The sequence below is a fragment of the Thalassospira sp. HF15 genome, assembly GCF_011806525.1.
GTDB lineage: Bacteria > Pseudomonadota > Alphaproteobacteria > Rhodospirillales > Thalassospiraceae > Thalassospira.
In genome coordinates this window covers 278,768-299,220 of record NZ_JAAVKI010000004.1, presented here as the reverse complement: position 1 = coordinate 299,220, position 20,453 = coordinate 278,768, and the positions used below count along the sequence as shown (strand labels likewise).

At 54.0% G+C, this 20,453-nt stretch carries 21 protein-coding genes; 15 read left to right on the top strand and 6 right to left on the bottom strand.

What is annotated here, in order from left to right; all coding sequences use genetic code 11:
* Positions 1 to 79: 79 nt before the first annotated feature.
* Positions 80 to 1,537, top strand: a complete 1,458-nt coding sequence (locus HED22_RS10750) for a DegQ family serine endoprotease (protein WP_167722000.1) — start codon at positions 80 to 82, stop codon at positions 1,535 to 1,537.
* A gap of 59 nt (positions 1,538 to 1,596) precedes the next feature.
* On the opposite strand, the gene HED22_RS10745 is transcribed toward HED22_RS10750, so the two are convergent.
* On the bottom strand, positions 1,597 to 2,820 hold the full coding sequence (locus tag HED22_RS10745; RefSeq protein ID WP_167721998.1) for an MFS transporter: 1,224 nt from the start codon (positions 2,818 to 2,820) through the stop codon (positions 1,597 to 1,599).
* Between the two features lie 206 nt (positions 2,821 to 3,026).
* On the opposite strand from HED22_RS10745, the gene HED22_RS10740 reads away from it, so the two are divergent.
* The 9 genes from HED22_RS10740 to HED22_RS10700 all read left to right on the top strand — a co-directional run bounded on the left by HED22_RS10740 (position 3,027) and on the right by HED22_RS10700 (position 10,654).
* Positions 3,027 to 4,337, top strand: coding sequence for a replication-associated recombination protein A (locus HED22_RS10740; RefSeq protein ID WP_167721997.1), 1,311 nt, complete (start codon positions 3,027 to 3,029; stop codon positions 4,335 to 4,337).
* 118 nt (positions 4,338 to 4,455) lie between these two features.
* Positions 4,456 to 5,061 carry an FMN-dependent NADH-azoreductase gene (locus HED22_RS10735; protein WP_167721995.1) on the top strand — a complete coding sequence of 202 codons (606 nt, stop codon included), beginning with the start codon at positions 4,456 to 4,458 and terminating at the stop codon, positions 5,059 to 5,061.
* A gap of 214 nt (positions 5,062 to 5,275) precedes the next feature.
* Positions 5,276 to 5,785, top strand: coding sequence for a DUF1499 domain-containing protein (locus HED22_RS10730; protein WP_167721993.1), 510 nt, complete (start codon positions 5,276 to 5,278; stop codon positions 5,783 to 5,785).
* Between the two features lie 157 nt (positions 5,786 to 5,942).
* A complete protein-coding gene (gene crcB / locus HED22_RS10725) occupies positions 5,943 to 6,335 on the top strand; it encodes a fluoride efflux transporter CrcB (RefSeq protein ID WP_167721990.1) in 393 nt (130 codons plus the stop codon).
* The gene (locus HED22_RS10720) at positions 6,332 to 7,435 is read left to right on the top strand and encodes an RluA family pseudouridine synthase (RefSeq protein ID WP_167721989.1); all 1,104 of its coding nucleotides are present in this window, start codon (positions 6,332 to 6,334) and stop codon (positions 7,433 to 7,435) included. Before crcB ends, HED22_RS10720 begins: the two co-directional genes overlap by 4 nt.
* A 191-nt stretch (positions 7,436 to 7,626) precedes the next feature.
* Positions 7,627 to 8,010 carry a hypothetical protein gene (locus HED22_RS10715; RefSeq protein WP_167721987.1) on the top strand — a complete coding sequence of 128 codons (384 nt, stop codon included), beginning with the start codon at positions 7,627 to 7,629 and terminating at the stop codon, positions 8,008 to 8,010.
* The gene (locus HED22_RS10710) at positions 8,007 to 9,350 is read left to right on the top strand and encodes a nucleoside 2-deoxyribosyltransferase (protein WP_167721986.1); all 1,344 of its coding nucleotides are present in this window, start codon (positions 8,007 to 8,009) and stop codon (positions 9,348 to 9,350) included. The genes HED22_RS10715 and HED22_RS10710 overlap by 4 nt, the downstream gene beginning before the upstream one ends.
* On the top strand, positions 9,343 to 9,966 hold the full coding sequence (locus tag HED22_RS10705) for a 7-cyano-7-deazaguanine synthase (protein ID WP_167721984.1): 624 nt from the start codon (positions 9,343 to 9,345) through the stop codon (positions 9,964 to 9,966). The genes HED22_RS10710 and HED22_RS10705 overlap by 8 nt, the downstream gene beginning before the upstream one ends.
* 16 nt (positions 9,967 to 9,982) lie before the next feature.
* The gene (locus tag HED22_RS10700; RefSeq protein ID WP_175581198.1) at positions 9,983 to 10,654 is read left to right on the top strand and encodes a hypothetical protein; all 672 of its coding nucleotides are present in this window, start codon (positions 9,983 to 9,985) and stop codon (positions 10,652 to 10,654) included.
* 65 nt (positions 10,655 to 10,719) lie between these two features.
* Here HED22_RS10700 and HED22_RS10695 read toward each other — a convergent pair whose 3' ends face one another.
* Positions 10,720 to 10,986 (bottom strand): hypothetical protein, encoded by a 267-nt coding sequence (locus HED22_RS10695; RefSeq protein WP_167721982.1) that lies wholly within the window; start codon positions 10,984 to 10,986, stop codon positions 10,720 to 10,722.
* Between the two features lie 230 nt (positions 10,987 to 11,216).
* Between HED22_RS10695 and HED22_RS10690 the strand changes: the two genes are divergently transcribed.
* Positions 11,217 to 11,915 (top strand): HAD-IA family hydrolase, encoded by a 699-nt coding sequence (locus HED22_RS10690; protein ID WP_167721980.1) that lies wholly within the window; start codon positions 11,217 to 11,219, stop codon positions 11,913 to 11,915.
* Positions 11,902 to 12,375: an SRPBCC domain-containing protein gene (locus tag HED22_RS10685; RefSeq protein WP_167721978.1), complete on the top strand. Its 474-nt coding sequence runs from the start codon at positions 11,902 to 11,904 to the stop codon at positions 12,373 to 12,375. The genes HED22_RS10690 and HED22_RS10685 overlap by 14 nt, the downstream gene beginning before the upstream one ends.
* Here HED22_RS10685 and HED22_RS10680 read toward each other — a convergent pair whose 3' ends face one another.
* A complete protein-coding gene (locus tag HED22_RS10680; protein WP_167721976.1) occupies positions 12,376 to 12,990 on the bottom strand; it encodes an HAD family hydrolase in 615 nt (204 codons plus the stop codon).
* Positions 12,991 to 13,262: 272 nt separating this feature from the next.
* Between HED22_RS10680 and HED22_RS10675 the strand changes: the two genes are divergently transcribed.
* A complete protein-coding gene (locus HED22_RS10675) occupies positions 13,263 to 14,087 on the top strand; it encodes a dienelactone hydrolase family protein (protein ID WP_167721974.1) in 825 nt (274 codons plus the stop codon).
* Positions 14,088 to 14,156: 69 nt separating this feature from the next.
* Here the strand turns inward: HED22_RS10675 and HED22_RS10670 are convergent, their stop codons facing one another.
* The 3 genes from HED22_RS10670 to HED22_RS10660 all read right to left on the bottom strand — a co-directional run bounded on the left by HED22_RS10670 (position 14,157) and on the right by HED22_RS10660 (position 16,862).
* A complete protein-coding gene (locus HED22_RS10670) occupies positions 14,157 to 14,927 on the bottom strand; it encodes an ABC transporter permease (RefSeq protein ID WP_167721972.1) in 771 nt (256 codons plus the stop codon).
* Between the two features lie 18 nt (positions 14,928 to 14,945).
* Positions 14,946 to 15,731 carry an ABC transporter ATP-binding protein gene (locus HED22_RS10665; protein WP_167721970.1) on the bottom strand — a complete coding sequence of 262 codons (786 nt, stop codon included), beginning with the start codon at positions 15,729 to 15,731 and terminating at the stop codon, positions 14,946 to 14,948.
* 108 nt (positions 15,732 to 15,839) lie between these two features.
* Complete coding sequence (locus HED22_RS10660; protein WP_167721968.1) at positions 15,840 to 16,862, bottom strand: ABC transporter substrate-binding protein; 1,023 nt, start codon at positions 16,860 to 16,862, stop codon at positions 15,840 to 15,842.
* 275 nt (positions 16,863 to 17,137) lie between these two features.
* On the opposite strand from HED22_RS10660, the gene HED22_RS10655 reads away from it, so the two are divergent.
* Entirely contained in the window at positions 17,138 to 17,860 is a 723-nt protein-coding gene (locus HED22_RS10655; protein WP_167721966.1) for an ATP12 family chaperone protein, read from the top strand.
* 397 nt (positions 17,861 to 18,257) lie between these two features.
* Positions 18,258 to 20,453, top strand: a complete 2,196-nt coding sequence (locus HED22_RS10650) for a diguanylate cyclase (protein ID WP_167721964.1) — start codon at positions 18,258 to 18,260, stop codon at positions 20,451 to 20,453.

Here is a 20,453-nt window from a genome sequence, read left to right as displayed (position 1 = left end):
CCTAATTGATCTTGATTAGATCATGCGTCTTTTCGGTCATAGCACCGCGAGCAGCAAACCAAAACAGAGAGAGTGTGACGTGCAGGCAAGATGGATTTCGAAGATTGTCGCCTTTGCCCTGATCGCAATGGCGGCTGTATCTGGCCCAGTCAATCTGGCCCATGCCCAAAGCGATGAAACCATGCTGGATCGGCGTTTGCCGTCGAGCCAGGCCGAAATCAAGATGTCGCTTTCGCCATTGGTCAAGCAAACCGCGCCAGCGGTTGTCAACATCTACACCAAAAAGGTGGTCGAACAACGCCAGCGCACGCCGTTTTTCAATGACCCGTTCTTCAAGCAATTCTTCGGGGATCGGTTCGGCGGCGCCTTTGGCGCGCCGCGCCAGCGCGTTGAACGCTCGCTTGGCTCGGGTGTGATTGTCTCGGGCGATGGCACTGTGGTTACCAACCATCACGTCATTAATGGGGCCAGTGAAATTCGCGTTGTCTTGCATGACAACCGTGAATTTGACGCCGATCTGGTTGGCTCGGACGAACGCACCGATCTTGCGGTGCTGAAACTGCGCGATGTGGATAAGGAATTGCCGGCCATCCCGTTTGGCGACTCTGATGCGGTTGAGGTCGGTGACCTTGTGCTTGCCATCGGCAATCCGTTTGGCGTCGGTCAGACCGTGACCAGCGGCATTGTTTCGGCACTGGCGCGTGCCGGTGTCACCGGTCAGGACTACCAATCCTTCATTCAGACCGATGCGGCGATTAACCCGGGCAACTCCGGCGGTGCGCTTGTTGACATTGATGGCAATCTGATTGGCGTCAATTCGGCGATTTTCACCAAATCCGGCGGATCAAACGGTATCGGCTTTGCGGTTCCGGCCAATATGGTCAAGGTTGTCATGCGCGGTCTGATCAGTGGCGACCTTCGCCGTCCGTGGCTCGGTGCGGCAGGGCAGTCGGTGACGGCCGATCTGGCAGCATCCCTTGAGCTGGATCGCCCGCACGGGGTTCTGATCAACAAGGTCCGTGAAGGCAGTCCGGCGGCACGGGGCGGTCTGCAATCTGGTGATGTTGTTGTCGCGGTCAATGGTCTTGCGGTCGATAATCCCAACGAGCTTAAATTCCGCATCGCGACGCTTGAGCTAAAAGGCGAGGCAAATCTGTCCGTTCTGCGTCGTGGGGTCGAAACCGTGCTGGCCATGCCGCTTGAAGTCGCTCCGGAACTGCCGGCGCGCGATGAAAGCATCATTGATGGCCGCAATCCGTTTAGTGGCACCAAGATCGCCAATATGAACCCGGCACTGGCCGATGAACTTGGCATCGACACACTCAGCGAAGGTGTCATGATCCTTGCGGTTGCCCGCGACAGTCTGGCACGCCGCACCCGTCTTCAGGCGGGCGACTATATTGTCGAGGTCAATGGACAGCCAATTGACTCGGTCGCGCGCTTCAAGGAAGTGATCCGCGCCGGAGAACGCAGTCGCGACTGGAAGATTTCAGTCAAACGGGATGGCAAAGTCCTGACCGGCGATTTCACCCTGTAACCGGTTGGCGATATCAGTCCAAAAGAAAAGGCACGTGCCACTTGGTGCGTGCCTTTTTCTTATCGTTGGTCCGCGGCCTCGCCCGGCGTGTAGGGACGATGGCGCAGCATCATCAGGGCGACAAAGGTCACAAGCCCCAATGCGATGGTCAGTAAAATGGCATACTGCCCGTAATCATCAATCAGAAGCCCGAAGACAAACGGGGCGGCGGCCTGTGCAAAGCGTGACGGTGCCATGATATAGCCTTGCCGGGCGCCATATCCGGCCGGGCCAAAGGTCGCCAGCGGTAATGTGCCCTTGGCAATGGTCAAGATGCCATTGCCGATCCCGTGCAGGCTGGTAAACAGCATCCCGACAGGCCCGCCAAAGATCAAAAGCAACACAGCCCCAATCGGATGGGTCAGGGCCGAAAGCCGTGAAGAAATCAGCGGATGCATCTTTTTAAGCAAACCGAATTCCGCCAATCGACCGGCAACCTGCGCCGGACCGACCAGCGATGCCGCAATCAGGGCACCGGCCGCATCCATGCCCGATATTTCTAACAGGCGCGGCAAATGCGCGGCCATGGCGGTTGCCGTAAACCAGCTGGCGGCAAACACAATGGCCAGCAGGATCATCGGCATATTGAAGATATCCTGTCGCGAAAGCTTGGTCGGGGCAGGGGCCGGTTTTGCAGTGTCATCTTCCTTCTTACCGTGATGACCATCGCGGGTGCGCGGGATCAGAAACAGGTTAAGCGGCAAGCCCAGCACGATATGCATCACCGCCCAGAAATAACACGCCGTGCGCCAGTCAAATTCGGCCTCGATCCCGGCGGTAATCGGCCAGCAGATCGTACTGGCAAACCCGGCAATCAGGGTGATGCCGGTAATCGGCCCGCGCGCATCATGGCCGTAAATCCAGCTCAGTGTGGCAAAGGCCGATTCATAAAGCCCCATCGACATGCCAACCCCAATCACACACCAGGCCACACACATCATGGTCAGGCTGTCCGCCGTGCCCAGCATCGCAAGACCGGCAGCAAAGATCAGGCTGGACACAGCCAGCACCGTCCGTCCACCAAACTGATCAATCCGTGCCCCTGCCTTGGGACCAAGCAGGGCGGCAAAAACCAGTGCCAGTGAAAAGGCGCCAAACGCCCAGCCGGGCGGAATGCCAAGCTCAACCGCCATCGGCTCTGCCAGAATGGCGGGAAGATACAGCGTGGTGCCAAATGCAAGGGTCTGTCCTGTACCCAACCCGATCACGATGGGCAGTTTGGCCGGTGTACCAGGCGATGTCATATCAGACCCCGGCAAGGAATGCAGATCAGGCAGGCGGGAACAGGCGTCACAAACAGGTTCTTTTTGTTGTTTGGGCGGGAATAAGTCTGAAAGCTATGCCGCACGTTTGGAAGCGTCAATGAGCGATGTTTCATCTGTCCTGATTGTCATCTGCGTGTTACGTTTCGCCAAAGTCACCAACCCGTTCAACATCATGATGTCGCTGCATGGTTTCCCTGTTTGAAAGTCAGGTCACGCGCCCGTTGGCCGACAGACTGCGCCCCGCCAAACTCGACGAAGTTGTCGGGCAGGGGCATCTGTTTGGCGATGATGGCCCTATCACCCGCATGATCAAGACCGGACGCGTTCCCTCGGTCGTGCTGTGGGGGCCGCCGGGCTGTGGCAAGACGACACTGGCCCGCCTGATGGCGGATGTTGCTGATATGGCGTTTGAGCCGCTTTCGGCGATCTTTTCCGGTGTTGCCGACCTGCGCAAGGTGTTTGAGCGCGCGCGTGCGCGTCGGTCCACCGGCGGGGCGACATTGCTGTTTATTGACGAGATCCACCGGTTCAACAAGGCCCAGCAGGACAGCTTCCTGCCCTATGTCGAAGACGGCACCATTACGTTAATCGGTGCGACCACCGAAAACCCGTCCTTTGAGCTGAATGCAGCATTGCTGTCACGTTGTCAGGTGCTGGTGCTCAAGCGCCTTGATGATCAGGGCCTTGAAGAATTGCTGGTGCGTGCCGAAAAGGAAATGGGCTTTGATCTGCCCGTCACACCCGAAGCACGCGAAACCCTGCGCGCCATGGCCGATGGCGACGGGCGTTATTGCCTGAACTTGGCTGAGGAACTCTTTTCCTTGCCGCCCAGCGATGATGGCCCGCTTGGCGTGGCCGAGCTTGCCCGCACCGTGCAAAAGCGCATGCCGATTTACGATAAGGGCGATGACAGTCACTACAACCTGATCAGTGCGCTGCATAAATCCATTCGCGGCTCGGACCCGGATGCGGCCCTTTATTGGTTTAACCGCATGCTGGCTGGTGGCGAGGACCCCAAATTCGTTGCCCGGCGTCTGACACGCATGGCGGTCGAGGATATCGGCCTTGCCGATCCGCAGGCCCAGCAATTCTGCATCGGGGCTTGGGAATCCTACGAACGCCTTGGCAGTCCCGAAGGCGAACTGGCCTTGGCGCAGGCGGTGATCTATCTCGCCCTGGCGCCCAAATCCAATGCCGGGTACGCGGCTTATAAAAAGTCGCTCAAGATTGCGCGGGATACCGGATCGCTGATGCCACCGGCCCATATCCTCAATGCGCCGACCAAACTGATGGCCGATATCGGGTATGGCTCCGGCTATGCCTATGATCATGATCAGGAAGATGGTTTTTCCGGGCAGAATTACTTCCCCGAAGGCATGCGCCGCCAGAACTTTTACGAGCCGGTCGAGCGCGGATTTGAGCGTGATTTGAAAAAGCGGGTTGAATATTTCGACCGATTACGCGCAGAGCGTCAAAAGAAACGCGACAATAACTAGCTATCGGTTAGTTAGGTGCCAAAATGGAAACAATATGGTGAAGAGTCTCTGGCTAAACAGAAATGTTTGGCGGGGTTAAGTTCGGGGCAACAAACAAACCCGGACTAGGAGACTGAAAATGACCAATATTCTGCATGTCAGCGCATCTGTGAATGGTGAGAACTCGAACTCCCGCCAGATCGCCCTGAAACTGATTGACCGTATCAAGGCTGCCGATCCTTCGGCAAAAGTTGCTGAACGCGATACCAATGAAGCGCTCGTTTCGGCCATTACCGGCGAAACCGTCGGCGCCTATTACACCCCGGCCGAAGATCGCTCGGACGCGCAAAAAGAAGTCATCGCCGCATCTGACAAGATGGTTGCCGAACTTCTTGATGCCGACATTCTTGTGATCGGCGCGCCGATGTACAACTTCTCGGTTCCCTCGACGCTTAAGGCCTGGGTTGATCTGATTGCCCGTGTTGGTGTGACCTTCAACTACACCGAAAACGGTCCGGTTGGCCTGGTCGAAGGCAAAAAAGCCTATATCGTTGCGGCCACCGGCGGTGTTCCTGTGAACAGCCCGGCTGATTTCGCGACCCCGTATCTGAAACAGGTACTGGCCTTTATCGGCATCACCGATGTTGAAGTCGTCGAAGCCTCGGGCTTTGGTGTCAACGCCGAAGAAGCCATGGCCAAAGCCATTGCCAATGTCGAAGCAGCAAAGCTCCCGACTGCGGCTTAAAACGGCCAAAATACAGCGTCCCGATACTCATCCGCCGATCAGCGAATTTCCATATCCCCCCCCTTGGTTCGCTGATTGACGGGTTGGTAGCCCGAAATGCCCGACGGTTGCTCCGGTCGGGCATTTTGATTCTGCACTGTTTGGTCTATGGTGTTCTTGCTCGTGTGGGCAAACGCTTGGTCTTTGGCAGGTGGTATCATTGAAACGGTTGGCGATGTTTGCAATTTGGGGACTGCTTTTACTGGCAGGCATTTTCATAACCGTCCGCTTTACCGGGCTGATGGACCATATGCTGCCAGCAGGTGATCCACCCAATATCACCTTTGGGCGCGATGCCGACCTGCCGACAACCAGCAATTTCTTCCTGACATGTCCGGCCGACCGGTTGCCCGAAACCGACCGTGCCATGCAAAGCCCAAGCTTTAATACATCTGTCGCGACATTGACCGAGGTGTTGATTGATACCGCGCGCGATCATGGTATGGCGCTCAAGAACGATGTGCCGGGCGGCGAGGCGGGTCGTCTTTATTTCCTGGCGCGCACGCCGGTCTTTCGCTTCCCCGACTGGGTCGAGATCGAGCTGATCCTGCCGGAAACTGGCGATAATGTGACATTCTGTATGTTGGCCAAGTCGGTCTATGGCGTTGAAGACTTGGGACAAAATGAAAAGCGCACGCGTGCCTGGCTGGCGGATGTCGTGACCCGGATGGGCCAGAACCAATAAGGCACCAATAAGATTGATCATCTGCGCCCCTTGGTGTTTGATGCCAAAAAGGGGACGCATACAGGTCATGGCTTTGAAACAGGCCTCTTATTCTTGCCATGGCCCCATGCCGTATTCACACGTGACATTTCAGGACTGAGGGAATAGGTTCCGCGCCATGCAATTTTCACCGTTGTTAATCGCATCCATTGCCTTGGGCGGTGCCATTGGTGCCGTCGCACGTCACAGTGTGTCCGTTATGATGGGCTCTGTGATGGGTTCTGGATTTCCCTGGGGAACGCTGACAGTCAATATCGTCGGGTCTTTCCTGATGGGGGTGCTGATCGAGGTTTCCGCCCTGAAACTGTCCATGGGGCTTGAAACGCGCGCACTTCTTGTGACCGGTTTTCTGGGGGCGTTTACAACTTTTTCGACGTTTTCGCTGGATGTTGCGACCTTGTATGAACGGGGCAGTATGGGGCTTTCGGCCCTCTATGTGATTGTTTCCGTGGTGGTCGGCATTTCGGCATTGTTTGGCGCTATCGCGCTGGTAAGGGGTGTTCTGCAATGAGTGGTGTCACTCTGCGCAAGGTCAAGGCAGACGAGGGCGATATTCGCCTCGATCGCTGGTTCAAGCGCAACTGCCCTGAATTCACATTCGGTCAGGTCCAGAAGTTCCTGCGCGGCGGTCAGATCCGTGTCGATGGCAAACGTGCCAAGGCCAATCAGCGTGTCGAACCGGGCCAGGAAATCCGTGTCCCGCCCGTGCCGGTGATGTCTGGCGGCGGTACCGGCCCTTGGGCCGAAGACGGTTTGGGTTATAACCCGTCCGAAGTCCAGCAACGCAAACAGGCCGGCCCCGCCAAGTCCGATGCGACCGAGGCAGAGCTGCAGGCGCTTCGCGATTCCGTCATTTTCTATGATGAGTTGGTGCTGGCGATCAACAAGCCCGCCGGTCTTGCCGTGCAAGGCGGGACCAACACCAATGTCCATGTCGATGGCATGCTTGATGCCCTTAAACTCGATAGCAAGGAACGCCCGAAACTGGTTCACCGTCTTGATAAGGACACCAGTGGTGTTTTGCTGTTGGCGCGGTCGGCCAGTGCGGCCCATGCCCTGACCAAGGCATTCAAGGACAAATCGACCCGTAAACTTTACTGGGCAATTGTCACCGGTGCGCCATCCGAACGCGAAGGCATGATTGACGCGCCGCTTGCCAAACTGGCAGGCAAGGGCGGTGAGAAGATGGTCATCGACGAGAAACTTGGAAAATCGGCGCAATCGGTCTTCCGCCAGCTTCATCGCGCCGGGCGCAAGGCCGCCTGGCTTGCCCTGTCGCCACTGACCGGACGTACCCATCAGCTTCGCGTTCACTGCGAGGCAATTGGCTGCCCGATCCTCGGCGATGGCAAATATGGCGGACCCAAAGCATTCCTGGATGGCGTGTCGAACAAGATGCACCTGCATGCGCGTGCGATTGACTTCCCGCATCCGGTGACCGGGCAGCGGGTCGTGATCGAAGCACCGGTGCCTGAACATTTTGCCGAAACGCTCAAAAAGCTGAATTTCGATCCGAAAACACCGACCAAATTCCTGACCCCGGAAATTCACCGCGAGAAGGAAGAAAAGCCCAAGCCAAAGGCAAAGCCGTCGCGCGCCCGCAAGAGATAGGGCAGGGTTGATAGACCATTAGACACCGAAAAGCCGACGCATTGCGTCGGTTTTTTTATTGGTGCCTATGGGCTTGCTCACCTTATATAAGAAAAAAATGTTTGATTTGTGTATAACAGGTATGTTTGTGTTGAATATCAACCATAGGTAATTTTATCCAATTAAAGGTCATACTTATAGGGAGGAGTAAAATGGGAAGTACTGGTTCAGGTAGTTTTTCCGATTATCCGGGTTCTTCCGGCAGGTCAGGAGGTTCCGGATCTGGAAGTGAAGATGGTAATGGTGGTCAAGGGGATCGGTGTGAAAGGGCGTTCTCTATTGCGCTGGAAGATGTAAACCATAGTGGGTATTTTACCTCGCACAATACCGTCCCACCTGTCGGAACAAAGGTGGTCCTAGTTCACAATAAGCGACTGGTCGCGCAGACAACTTCTGGTGACGACGTTGGCAACCTGCCAACTAAGATGAACTATCTCGCGGCTTGTATGAGAGGTGGATATTCTTACGAAGGGGAAGTCATTAGCTCGAGCGTCGGCGCAGTGGCCAAAGTGACTGTGGATTTTGCTCCAAAATGACAGGCGCAAAAGAAAGAAAAAAAATTCTTATAGTTGGTGAGGTGATCGTTGATGTGACGATTATGCCGAGAGGGAGCGAAAACAAGCTCAGGCTTGGTGGCGTCACTCATGCGGCAAGAGGAATGTGGGCTTGGGACGCCGATTTCGATGTCGCCGTTAGTCTCCCAAGCTACCTTGAGGACAGTGCAAGGAAATATTTTTCTTCTCTTGGATGCTCTAATTTTCGTGTGCTTGGTTATGTTAATGGGGCTCCAAACGTAACGCTAATTTTCGATCCTAGGGAAGTTGGGGATCAAGAGTACGATAGCCTGCTGCGTGACGAGAAGTCGTTCAGTCGTAGTTCTGAAATTGATCAAAATGTTGAGAAATATAGTGATGTCCTGATTTTCCCCGGAGAATTTCCAATTGAGGTAATTGAACCGTTCTTAGATGACAGTTCGAAACTTCACATCGACGTTGCATACGATATCAATGACTTAAACGAGTTGCGCGTTGGGAACTCAAAGCTTGAGAGTATCTTTCTTTCTACTTCGTCCAAGTTGTTCTTGGATAATTATCAGCAAGATATAGAAAAAATTGCAGCGGACTGTGCCAAATTGGGCGTGTCGAGTTTTGTTTTTAAAGAAAACCGAGGTGGGGCCCGTGTGTTTCGACAAGGTATGGATCCACTTGGATTGCCTGCTCAGCTAGGTACAACAATAAATTCCGTTGGTGTAGGTGATGTTTTTGCAGCTAGGTACGTCTCTGCTCTCGTAAAAGAGCAAGACATCAGTGAAGCCGGAATTCGAGCTGTACAAGCAAGTTCAGCCTACTCTCAGACAACTAATGTAGATACGTTCAAGGCCTATGTGGCACGTTCTGAAACTCTTAGTGTAGAAGATTTGGAGCACTTGGGAGGGACCCAACTTCCATGGCAAGATAGACAGAATCTACACATCTATATTGCTGCGCCTGATTTTGACTACATCGACCGATCGCATATTGAGCGGGTGGTTTCTTCACTTAGGTATCATAATTTTAGCGTCAGACGTCCTGTTTTCGAAAATGGTCAATTACCGTTAGGTTCCAGCCTCGGTGCGCTTCAACAGACATATGATCGAGATATTGAGCTACTTAACGAATGCTGTTTGGTCTTTGCTATTCCATTACATAAAGATCCGGGAACACTTGTCGAAGTCGGCATCGCTATTGAGCGTGGCATACCAGTTGTGGTCTACGATCCCAATCAAGAAGCAAATAATACGATGGTTGTCGCGGGAGCGAATACCTACTCATCTGATATTGATTGTTGTCTGAATGCCGTTTTTACTCTGCTCTCGAAGGGCGGTAAACATGGATAAAGTCATTGTACTGGCATCTGGGGGCTTGGACTCAACTACAGTTATATATTCGTTGATTGCTCAAGGAATACGAGTCGCCCCACTTTTTTTCGACTACGGCCAACATTGTGTGGAGAAAGAATGGGAAACCCTTCACAAGGTGCTTCCTCCGCATTCGGTAGATAAACCTGTTCGAGTTGATATTTCAGATATTTTCCAATTCTCGACGTCTCGATTAATTCGTGAGCCAAATTTGTGGGAAGAGCAAGTTAGTGACAGCGACATGTATATCCCATATAGAACCCTCATGTTCTTTTCTGCTGCGTCCGCATTTGCCCAAACGCTGCGAATTCAATCGGTCTATTCAGGATTTATCAATAGTAATCACGCAAAAGAGTTGGATTGTTCGAGCGCATTTTTCAACGAGTTGGGCGAGTTTTCAGAAGATATCGGCCCGGTAAGGTTTGAGTTACCCTTGAGGGAAATGAATAAGGCTGAAGTGGCAAGGATGGCGGAGACGCTCAGTGTTCCAATTGGAACTACATATTCCTGCCAGATATACAGCGACATTCCTTGTGGTGCTTGTCCGAACTGCGTCGAGAGAATTGCCGCGCTTGAAGAAGCCGAACTTATCTAGAGACATGGGGGTGGATATGAGTGAATTGCTTGGTCATGCTCGGTTGGTAGCAGACTTTGCAGTATCCAATGGGGCTTTGGAGTTTCCAACCCCAAACAGACAGCCTGTTAGACACATGGGTGCTCTTCTCGCCGATTCAGTTCTTCAAGCCGGATTGAACTACAGGTCAGTTGTTCGCCCGAGGGTGGAGCGCATCTACGCTCTATATCCCAGTGCTCACACAACTTCTGGAATACTCAAGTTAATTGATACGATCGGAACTTCAGAGTTCTTGATGTGGGGACACAACGTGAAAATCGCCAGATTTGAACGTCTGTTGAATTTTCTTCATTCTAAAGACATCGATACGACGGCAGTGTTAAGAAGTTACCTGCTGAACGATGAGTTTTGCGATGATCTTCTTAATGTTAATGGCGTTGGACCCAAGACAGTTGATTATCTCTCTTGTTTGGTGGGCCTTGATTCAGTAGCCGTCGATAGACACGTGAAGTTGTTTGTAAAAAACGCCGGAGTTGAAGCTTCAGACTACGATACAGTGAAGATTATTTTCTCATATGCCGCAGATCTTCTCAATATTCCAAGGCGCGCATTTGATGCATGGGTGTGGGAATTTATATCTCAACGTTCTAGTGCTTCAGAGCAATTCTCGCTTTTCCATAGATCCGGAGCAACGGCTCTAGTTGGGTGATACCGAAAAGCCGACGCAATGCGTCGGCTTTTTCGTCCTCCTGATCAAACGGCGTTGAAACAGAACTAGGTTTTCACTTTGTCGAAACGCTTGATGAAGGTGTCATAGACCCGGTTCAGCTGTTCGGCATGAACCGTATTGCCCATACGTTCACACATTTCGGCCTGACCCTTGATCATCACGGCAAGCTGTTTGCGGCCGTGTTTTGTGTGCACCAAGCACTCACCCTCCTCAAGGGCGGTGACGATCGGGATGTGCTCGCACTCGGCAATGGCAAGCACTTCCTCCTCGGTGAGGTCGCTGAAGTCGATGCAATCGCTAAGTGTAAGCATGGTGTTCCTCCTGTCGCTGAGGCCCTGCCTCTGTCGGGCTGGGTCCTGTTGGCCAGATTTCAATTATAGCGCGCATTTTCCGGTCAAAACAGTAATACAAAATTCACTTGTAGTTTCTGGTGCTTCCCGCAAAGCACAAAAATCACCAGACAAACAACGGCGGGAGACTCGATCTTTGAAACGCTTTCGATTAGTCTCCGCTTTCCCAAAATCAGGATGAAAGACCCTACATGACCAATGATCCGCTCCGACTTGTGATTTTTGACTGTGATGGCACCCTTGTTGATAGCCAGCACGCCATTGCGCATTGCATGGATCATGCCTTTGCCGAGCATGGGCTGGACTGCCCGGGGCTGGAAAATACCCGTACAATCATTGGTCTGAGCCTGCCCGAAGCCATCACCAAACTGGCAAGCCCGGCACCGGTAAATGATGACGTCATTGATGCCGTGACCGCGGCTTACAAAACCGCCTTCTTTACCCTGCGCCAATCACCTGATTTCCACGAACCGCTGTTCCCCGGTGTGCGCGAAGTCCTTGGCGAACTCGACAGCCGCCAATGGCTGAGTGGTGTGGCGACTGGCAAGGCCCGTCGGGGTCTGGATGCGGTTCTGGCGCGCAATGAACTCGAAGGCCGGTTTGTCACCCTTCAGACCTGCGACAATCACCCGTCAAAGCCCAACCCGGCCATGCTGATGGCCGCCCTCGAAGAAACCGGGGTCGATGCGCCCAATGCGGTGATTGTCGGTGATACCAGCTATGACATCGAAATGGGTCGGGCGGCAGGCATGATCGCCATTGGGGTGGATTGGGGCTATCATGAGGTCGATACCCTGCACAATGCTGGCGCGCATGCCGTCATCAGCCACTTTGATGAACTGGCCGCTGCCCTCGAAGAAATTTGGGAAATTGACCGTGACGCCGCTTAAAAACCCGGAACTGGCCCCCATCCGTTTTGAACTGACCCTTGCCATTGATCCCGATGACGCGTTTGACGCATTCACATCGGGCTTTGGCGACTGGTGGCCAACCGATAACTATTCGATCTCGAAAAAGGATTGCCTGACGGTCGAGTTCAATGACGGTGTCGGGGGGGAAATCATCGAACGCACCAAGGGCCAGAAAGACATCCCCTGGGGTAAGGTGCGAAGCTGGCAACCGGGTGAACATCTGTCCTTTACCTGGCATCCGGGCTGGAATGAAGGCGACTTTACCCTGGTCGAGGTCTCATTTGACCTCAACGAATTTGGCCGCTGCGTGATCCGGCTTGAACACAAGGCATGGGAAAATGTCGGCGATATCGCACCCGCACTTCGTGAAGGCTATCTCAAGGGCTGGGAATTTGCCTTTGGCGAATGCTTTGGCAATTACCTGCGCCAAAAGCGCTGATCAGAACAGCCGGTATTCGATCAATTCACGCTGCAATTTGACCGGATCGCGGAACCAGTGGGTGATAAAGCCCAGTTCACGCGCCTGCTGAATATTGCGGTCGCTGTCATCGATAAACAGGGTTTCGCGCGGGTTCAGGTTGAAGCGCGAAATGGCCAGGTCAAAGATCCGCGGATCCGGCTTGGCCAGTTTTTCCTGACCCGACACCAGAATGTCTTCGAACTGATCAAGAAAACCAAACCGTTCCAACGCATGCGGCCATGTTTCGGCCGACCAGTTGGTCAGGGCAAACAGACGCACCTTGTTGCGCTTTTTAAGGTCCTCCAGAACCGCGACTGTGCGGTCAATCGCCCCGTTTAGCATCTCCGGCCAGCGTTCCTGCCATGCGGCGATCTGATCAGAATAATGCGGATAGCGGTGCTGAAGGTCGGGAATGGAGTTGGCAAAGCTCAGCATCCCCTGATCATGCAGGTGGTTCCAGTGCGGATGGCAAACCTCGGCAAGGAACTTTTCCATCTCCGCATCGTCATTGAAAATCTTGCGATACAGATGGCGCGGGTCCCAGTCGACAAGGACCCCGCCAAGATCAAACAGAACTGTTTCAATATCGCGCATGTCTTCTCCGTATGCTTGGTGCGGGGCGCTCTGCCCGTGGACGGGCCCTGTTAAATCAGCTGCGGCTCTTGGGCGCAAGCAGCAGTTGCGTGATCCTTGTTACGAAACGCACCGTACAAAAACCTGAACAAAACGAAGCGGCGTGAGGTGATGGGTGAAATGCCCGGTGATGGGCCAGATGACGGGAATGTCATTTGCCAACGCAACTCTTTGTCGCAAACAATGTTAAGTGGGGATATCCCCGGAAAACAGGAATAAGAGGAGGCTAGAACATGTGTACGCTTGACGGATGTGGCTCCCACGAACATCTCGGTCCGCCGCCCAAGGCAACCGACGAACAACGCCGACTGTTTCTAAAAGGCGCAGTTGCTCTGCCTTTGGCTGTTATTCTTGCCGACCCGATGCTGGCCCATGCGGCGGGCATGGGACTTGATAAAGTGACCATCACCACGCCAGAAGGCGATGAAATGGTCGCCGAAATTGCGATGCCCGCAACCTTGCCAGCACCGACGGTCATTCTGATCCATGAATGGTGGGGGCTTAATGATCATATCCGTGCAGTGGCAGCCGAATATGCCAAGCAGGGCTATATCGCGCTTGCCGTCGATCTGTATGGCGAACCGCCCGCAACCACGCCAGATGGTGCACGTGCCCTGATGTCGGGCATGGATCCGGTGGTCGCAACCCGCAAATTGCAGTCCTCGGTCGAATTCCTGCGCAACCACAAGGACTCAACGGGCAAGGTTGGCTCGGTCGGCTGGTGCTTTGGCGGTGGCTGGTCGCTTAATACTGCGCTTGCGACCGATATCGATGCGGCTGTGATCTATTACGGCAATGTCAACAAAACCCCGGAACAGGTTGCAACACTTAATGCGCCGCTGATGGGCCATTTCGGCACCCTTGATAAAAACATCAACAAGGAAATGGTCGAAGGGTTCGAGAAATCCCTGCGTATTGCCGGCAAGTCGGATTACGAGTTCTTCTGGTATGACGCCGATCACGCCTTTGCCAACCCGACGGGCGGTCGCTATGACAGCGAAGATGCCATGTTGGCCTGGCAGCGCACGCAGGCCTTCTTTGATGAGCATCTCAGCTGATCATCGCCAATGGTACGAAGAAAAAAGGCCGGGAAATTCCCGGCCTTTTTATTTGTCTGAAGATTGGGCTTAGTTCGTTGGATTGCCGCGGTTTGCCCATTTGGTCGACCGGCGTTCGATCACGTTAAAGATCTCATACATCGCAATCCCCATCACCGCGATCACCAGCAATCCGGCGAACACCAGCGGCATGTTGAATTTCGACGATGCCGACAGCATCAGATAACCAACCCCAACATTCGATGCCACGGTTTCGGAAATCACCGACCCGACAAAGGCCAGGGTGATCGCGACCTTAAGGGACGCAAAGAAATACGGCATCGCACGCGGGAAACCGACCTTGATCAGGATGTCACGCCGTGTTGCGCCAAGGGATCGCAAAACATCGCGCAATTCCGGCTCCAGGGTTGCAAGACCGGTTGCGACGTTAACCACAATCGGGAAGAACGAAATCAGGAACGCGGTAATGATCGCGGGTACCGTCCCGATGCCAAACCACATCACCAGAACCGGGACAAGCGCGACCTTGGGGACCGAGTTAAACCCGACCAGAAGCGGGTTGGCCGCGTCATAGATTGCCCGGCTGGATCCGACCAATGCGCCAAGCACCACGCCGAACACCACGGCAATGGCAAAGCCCGCCAGTGTCGTATAAAGCGTGTGATAGGCATGCATCCAGATCGCTTCATGGAACTGCCAGCCGACAATGATGCTTTCCGACGGGGTCGGCAGGACATAGGGCGGAATGTTGAAAATCCGCACAACCAGCTCCCACAGGACGAAAAGCCCGATGGCACTCAACCATGGTGTTGCTTTGCGAAGGTTCAATTTCTTTTTCATGATTTTTCCCGCCCTTCCTTAGGATTCTCGCACGTCACGGATGTGACTGCGCAATTCGTGGACAAGATCGGTGAAAGGCTGGGTAAAGGTGGTTTCCTGATCACGCGGGCGGACAAGGGTGTTTTCACGCTCCACCAGGATTTTGCCCGGGCGTTTGGACATCACATAAATCGTATCGGCAAGATAGGCCGCTTCGCGCAAATCATGGGTAACCAGAATGACCGTAAACGGCTTGATCATCCAAAGGTTCTGCAAAATGTCCCACAGTTCTTCGCGGGTAAATGCATCAAGGGCACCAAACGGCTCATCAAGCATCAGAAGTTCAGGCTCATGGATCAGCGACCGGCAAAGCGATGCGCGCTGTTGCATGCCACCCGATAGTTCCCACGGGTATTTGTCTTCATGTCCTTCAAGGCCAACCGTCGCCAGAAGCTTGCGCGCGCGTTCTTCATATTCCGCGCGATACTTGCGCAGGCGGTGGCGATGCGGTTTGACGATTTCCATCGGCAACAGGACGTTATCAAGGGTCGTGCGCCACGGCAAAAGGGTCGGGTTCTGAAATGCCATCCCAACGATTTTAAGCGGCCCGGCAACTTCCTTGCCATCGACAATGACGCTGCCTTCGGATGGCGGCATCAGGCCGGAAACGAGTTTCAGCAAGGATGATTTACCACAGCCCGAAGGCCCCACAACGGCAATGAACTCGCCCTTGTCGATCTTCATGTTTGTGGTTTCAAGCGCCAGATCATCGCCTTCGCTGTAGCGAAGTTTGACGTCGTTGAGTTCGACGAAGCTATTGGACACTGCAGTTATTCCCCCTGCTTGGCCTTGGTCTTTATTCTTTATCTGTTCTGCACGGGCAGATGAAAAACAGGGCAGCCGAAAACCCGACTGCCCCGCTCAATACGGTGATTATTTCAGCATGCGGTCTTCGGCAGACGGCATGAAGGCATCGGTATAGATGTCATCAACGCTTGGCTTGTTTTCGAACCCAAATGCAAGGGCAACCTGATCGATGGCCTTGGCCATACGGTCGGCTTTGACAAGGCCCATGCCTTCTTCAAGGGTTGCCGGGGTGATGACGTTTTCGTCAATCGCCATCTGCAGGCGCTGCTGTTCAAGATCCGGGTTGATCAGCGGATCCGCTTCCTTGAGTGCTGCGATGGCAGCAGCCGGATCGGCAATCGCCGCGGCCCAGCCTTTGACCACACCGCGCAAGAAGCCTTTAAGCTCTTCCGGGTGGTTTTCCATCATGTCCGGCGATGCCAGGATGCCGTTACCATAGAAGTCCATGCCATAATCTTTGTACATGAAGACGGTCAGGTCTTCCTTGGCAAGACCCTGTGCCTGCAGGTTCAGGATCGAGGTGAAGTAGTGACCGGAAATCGCATCCACATCGCCACGCACCAGCATCGGTTCACGAAGCGGCGGGTCCATGCTTTCCCAGGTCACCGCATCCAGATCAAGGCCGGTGGCCGACGCAAATGCCGGATAAAGCTTGCGCGATGCATCGAAGACCGGTGCGCCAAGGGTCTTGCCAACAAGGTCTTCCGGTTTGGTGATGCCGGAGTCTTTTTTCATGAACAGCGCAAACGGCGGGCGGTCATAAACCATGAAGATCGACTTCATGGCGCGATCCGGGTTGGATGCGTTGAACTCGACCAGCGAGTTGATGTCGGCCAGTGATACGTCATAAGCGCCGCTGGCAACGCGGGTGATCGCACCGACTGAGCCATTGCCTGAGTCAATGGTGACATCAAGGCCTTCATCTTCGAAATAGCCGTTCTTCTTGGCCAGAAGGTACGGTGCTGCCGGACCTTCGAATTTCCAGTCGAGCGAGAATTTGATCGCCATATCTGCCAGGGCTGCCTGTGCGCCAAGGGCAACAGCTGCACCAATGGCTGCACCCAAAAGTCGGTTCGTAAGCGTGGTCATGTTTAAAGAAGCCTCCTGATTGCGGATTGATCGAACAATCCAGCCACCTGATAAAATCCAATGCGCACTTAGCAATGGTCATGCCATGTCACCAATGCGCCCGCTTTGTTGCGGTTTTGTAACCTTCGTCCAGCAGAGTAGAGTTGTTTATTATTTGGTCAATGGGGCAATTTGATCAAAAATTATACAGAAATTCTTGATAATCGCTCATTCGACATGCTTTATCCGGCAAATTGTTTGGCAAACCTCTTGCGCAAAACGTCGGTTTTGGGCATATGGCGGTCATGGTTACACAATCGATCAAACGTTTCTATAAAAAGGCCGATGCCGCCGCTGATGAAAGCGGGGCAGGCTGGTGCGTGCTTCTGGATGGTCGGGCGGTGAAAACGCCGGCCAAGGCTGACTTCCTGCTGCCCACCGAGGTGCTGGCGCATGAAATCGCTGCGGAGTGGGATTCCCAAGGGGAAAAAATCCAGCCAGCCACGATGCCAATCATGCAGCTTGCTGCAACCGCAATTGACCGGGTGCGCCCGAACCGGTCGGCCGTCATTGCCGAACTGACCGGTTATGGCCGCTCGGACCTTTTGTGCTATCGCGCCCCATACCCGGAAGATTTGATCGAACGTCAGGCCAAGGCCTGGCAGCCGCTGCTTGACTGGTCGAAAAATGATCTTGGCGTGGCGCTCAACGTCACCGAAGGTGTGATGCCGATTACACAGGAAGACCAGTCTTTGCTGCGTTTGCAGGATCATGTCGAAGCGTTTGATGATTATTACCTCACCGCTTTGCACAGCGTGACCACGGTCTCGGGATCGGTGATTATTGGTCTTGCGGTGATCAACAAGCAGATCGATGCAGAGGCCGCCTTTGAGGCAGCACAACTTGATGACGAGTATTCCATGGAAAAGTGGGGCGACGACGCCGAGGCCAAAGCCCGCCTTGATCGCCATCGCGCGGAACTTCTGGCCGCTGGCCGCTATCTGGAGCTGCTTGGCTAAGGCACAAGGTCGCGTTCTCAGGTCCGATCCCCTACAAAGGAGCAGGTAACTGCTCCTTTTTTGTGCGCCTTTTTCATGCTGCTTGGGTATGAGGCCCTATTCGACTATCGAAGGGATTGTTCAGCGCACTATATAAATCAATAAGATAGGCCGGAAAAATAATCCGTCCCTGCGTTGTAAAATCTGCTTTTCATCAATTTCTAATTAGTATAAAAATATACCTATACGTTGGTATCGTTTGTTGTGGGTGTCCAGCTATGGACCGGGCGTAGTTATGGCAGTGCCCGGCGGTGATTCTGAACTGCAATCATGTCCCAACCACAATCAGGGTGTGCTGCTTCAACAGTCGGCTCATCCGGTTTTCTGAAGGAGACGCCAGTAAGGCGATGGAATGAACGTGTCGGTAAACTTGACCAGTCAGACAGGAAGCCATGCTGGCGCAGCTGTGCCGGCGACGGTCCTGTATGAGTTTTTCCGCAATGATCCGTCGCGAAACTATGTCGGGGCCGGGCTTCTTGACTTGCTTGGGTATGATCCCGTCGGTGACGAATTTGATCGCGCGCAGGGTTGGGGGCCTCTGATCCATCCTGATGACGCAGACACATTCGCCAAAACCGCCAAAACCGATAAGTCCACCGATCAGACGACCGTTGATGGCACCCAGAAGCGCGCAACTTTTCGCCTGCGTCATAAAAATGGCGACTGGGTCGCGGTCGAAGACTGTGCCATCAGCCGCACCCTTGCGACTGGCGAGGTCGTGACCTCGGGCTGTTTGACCGAACTTGAACGCGGGGCGGATCTGTCATCGTGTGATGGTAAGGTTTCTCCGCTGCGTAACAGCGACAAATTGCACAAGCGACTGCTTGATTCGCTTGCCGAAGGTGTCGTGGTCCATGATGCGAACGGTGCGGTTGTCGAATTCAATAATACCGCGCTTGAGATTCTCGGACTGACCAGCGACGAACTGACGCACAAGGTCCCGCTGCGCGATGGCTGGGGCTTTATACGCGAAGACGGCACTCCGCTTGCGCGGGGCGAACTGCCGGGCCGCACGGTTCTTGTCACCGGCAAGCGCGAATACGGCGTCGTTCTGGGGATCAAACGCCCCGATGACGCGTTTGCCTGGATCCGCGTAAATGCCGAACCCCTGCATAACGAAGAGGCTGGCACCTTTGATGGCGTCGTTGTTTCATTTGCCGATATCACGGATGTAAAACAGGCTGAAGCGGCCTTTCGCGAGCGTGGATTGCTCTATCGCCAGATGTTTAGCAACACAACGGCGGTAAACATCCTGGTCGATCCGGAGGACGGCCGGATCGTCGATGCCAGCCAAGCCGCCGAGGCCCTGTACGACTTCGCCGATGGCGGCCTTGTCGGGCGCAAGATACCTGATCTTGACGTGGATGGCGCGCCATCGCTGCACAAACATGTCGCCGATGTATTCGAAAAAGGTGTGCTGTCATTCGTCGTGCGTCATCGGTTGGGCAACGGTGAAATCCGCAAGATGGAGGTTCATGCCGGCGTCATTGAGCTGCACGAACGTAAATACATTCACACCACCAATGTCGATATTACCGATCGCGAACATTACGAACGCATGCTCACGGATGCCAACCGCAAACTCGACGAGGAACGCCAGCGTCTGAATGAGATCATCTGGGCGACCAATGCCGGCACCTGGGAATGGAATGTTCGGACCGGCGAAACACGCTTTAATGAACGCTGGGCGGAAATCATCGGCTATACGCTCGAAGAATTGGAGCCCGTGAGCATTGATACGTGGTTGTCGCACGCGCATCCCGAAGACCTCGAAAAGTCCGAAGCCCTGTTGCATGGCACCTTTAACAGCGAAACCGAATACTACGAGTGCGAATGCCGCATGCGCCATAAGAACGGCAGCTGGGTCTGGGTGCTGGATCGTGGCAAGGTCGTTGAATGGGACGAAGAAGGCAAGCCGTTGCGCATGTCGGGAACGCATGCAGATATCACGCCGTCCAAAGCGGTCGAGGCCGAAATTCGCAGGCTCGCTCAGACCGATCAACTGACCGGGCTTTCCAATCGCTATCAGTTCAATTCGATGCTCTCGCAGATCATTGAGATCAACAAGCGCTTTGAAAAGAAAATCGTTCTCATGCTGCTTGATCTTGATCGTTTCAAGGCGGTCAACGATACCTTCGGTCATCCGGTAGGGGACAAGCTTCTGGTTGAAGTGGGCAAGATCATCAAGCGCAATTGCCGCGAAGCCGATGTGGTGGCGCGTCTTGGCGGCGACGAATTCGCCGTCGTCTTGCCACTGATGGAAGATGTGCGCGATGCGACCATCCCCGCCCAGCGGATTATTGATGAAGTCTCGCGTCTGCAGATGATCGATGGCAACGAAGTACATGTCGGAATCAGTATCGGCATCTCAACCTGCGCTGATCATAACGCCAATCCGGACTCCATCTATCGCGATGCCGACAAGGCGCTCTATCGCGCCAAAAATTGCGGACGCAATCGTTTTTGCTTCTTTGTCGAAGGCAGCTGCAATGATTGCAGTTGCATCGATGCTAAGCTGTGCGGCCGAAACGCGGTCAATCCCGACCAGGCTTGA

Bases quoted from the DNA above. Each gene is read 5' to 3' on its own strand.
- HED22_RS10745 (WP_167721998.1), bottom strand. From the start codon at position 2,820: ATGACATCGCCTGGTACACCGGCCAAACTGCCCATCGTGATCGGGTTG.
- HED22_RS10740 (WP_167721997.1), top strand. From the start codon at position 3,027: ATGGTTTCCCTGTTTGAAAGTCAGGTCACGCGCCCGTTGGCCGACAGA.
- HED22_RS10735 (WP_167721995.1), top strand. From the start codon at position 4,456: ATGACCAATATTCTGCATGTCAGCGCATCTGTGAATGGTGAGAACTCG.
- HED22_RS10730 (WP_167721993.1), top strand. From the start codon at position 5,276: ATGTTTGCAATTTGGGGACTGCTTTTACTGGCAGGCATTTTCATAACC.
- crcB (WP_167721990.1), top strand. From the start codon at position 5,943: ATGCAATTTTCACCGTTGTTAATCGCATCCATTGCCTTGGGCGGTGCC.
- HED22_RS10720 (WP_167721989.1), top strand. From the start codon at position 6,332: ATGAGTGGTGTCACTCTGCGCAAGGTCAAGGCAGACGAGGGCGATATT.
- HED22_RS10715 (WP_167721987.1), top strand. From the start codon at position 7,627: ATGGGAAGTACTGGTTCAGGTAGTTTTTCCGATTATCCGGGTTCTTCC.
- HED22_RS10710 (WP_167721986.1), top strand. From the start codon at position 8,007: ATGACAGGCGCAAAAGAAAGAAAAAAAATTCTTATAGTTGGTGAGGTG.
- HED22_RS10705 (WP_167721984.1), top strand. From the start codon at position 9,343: ATGGATAAAGTCATTGTACTGGCATCTGGGGGCTTGGACTCAACTACA.
- HED22_RS10700 (WP_175581198.1), top strand. From the start codon at position 9,983: ATGAGTGAATTGCTTGGTCATGCTCGGTTGGTAGCAGACTTTGCAGTA.
- HED22_RS10695 (WP_167721982.1), bottom strand. From the start codon at position 10,986: ATGCTTACACTTAGCGATTGCATCGACTTCAGCGACCTCACCGAGGAG.
- HED22_RS10690 (WP_167721980.1), top strand. From the start codon at position 11,217: ATGACCAATGATCCGCTCCGACTTGTGATTTTTGACTGTGATGGCACC.
- HED22_RS10680 (WP_167721976.1), bottom strand. From the start codon at position 12,990: ATGCGCGATATTGAAACAGTTCTGTTTGATCTTGGCGGGGTCCTTGTC.
- HED22_RS10675 (WP_167721974.1), top strand. From the start codon at position 13,263: ATGTGTACGCTTGACGGATGTGGCTCCCACGAACATCTCGGTCCGCCG.
- HED22_RS10670 (WP_167721972.1), bottom strand. From the start codon at position 14,927: ATGAAAAAGAAATTGAACCTTCGCAAAGCAACACCATGGTTGAGTGCC.
- HED22_RS10660 (WP_167721968.1), bottom strand. From the start codon at position 16,862: ATGACCACGCTTACGAACCGACTTTTGGGTGCAGCCATTGGTGCAGCT.
- HED22_RS10655 (WP_167721966.1), top strand. From the start codon at position 17,138: ATGGCGGTCATGGTTACACAATCGATCAAACGTTTCTATAAAAAGGCC.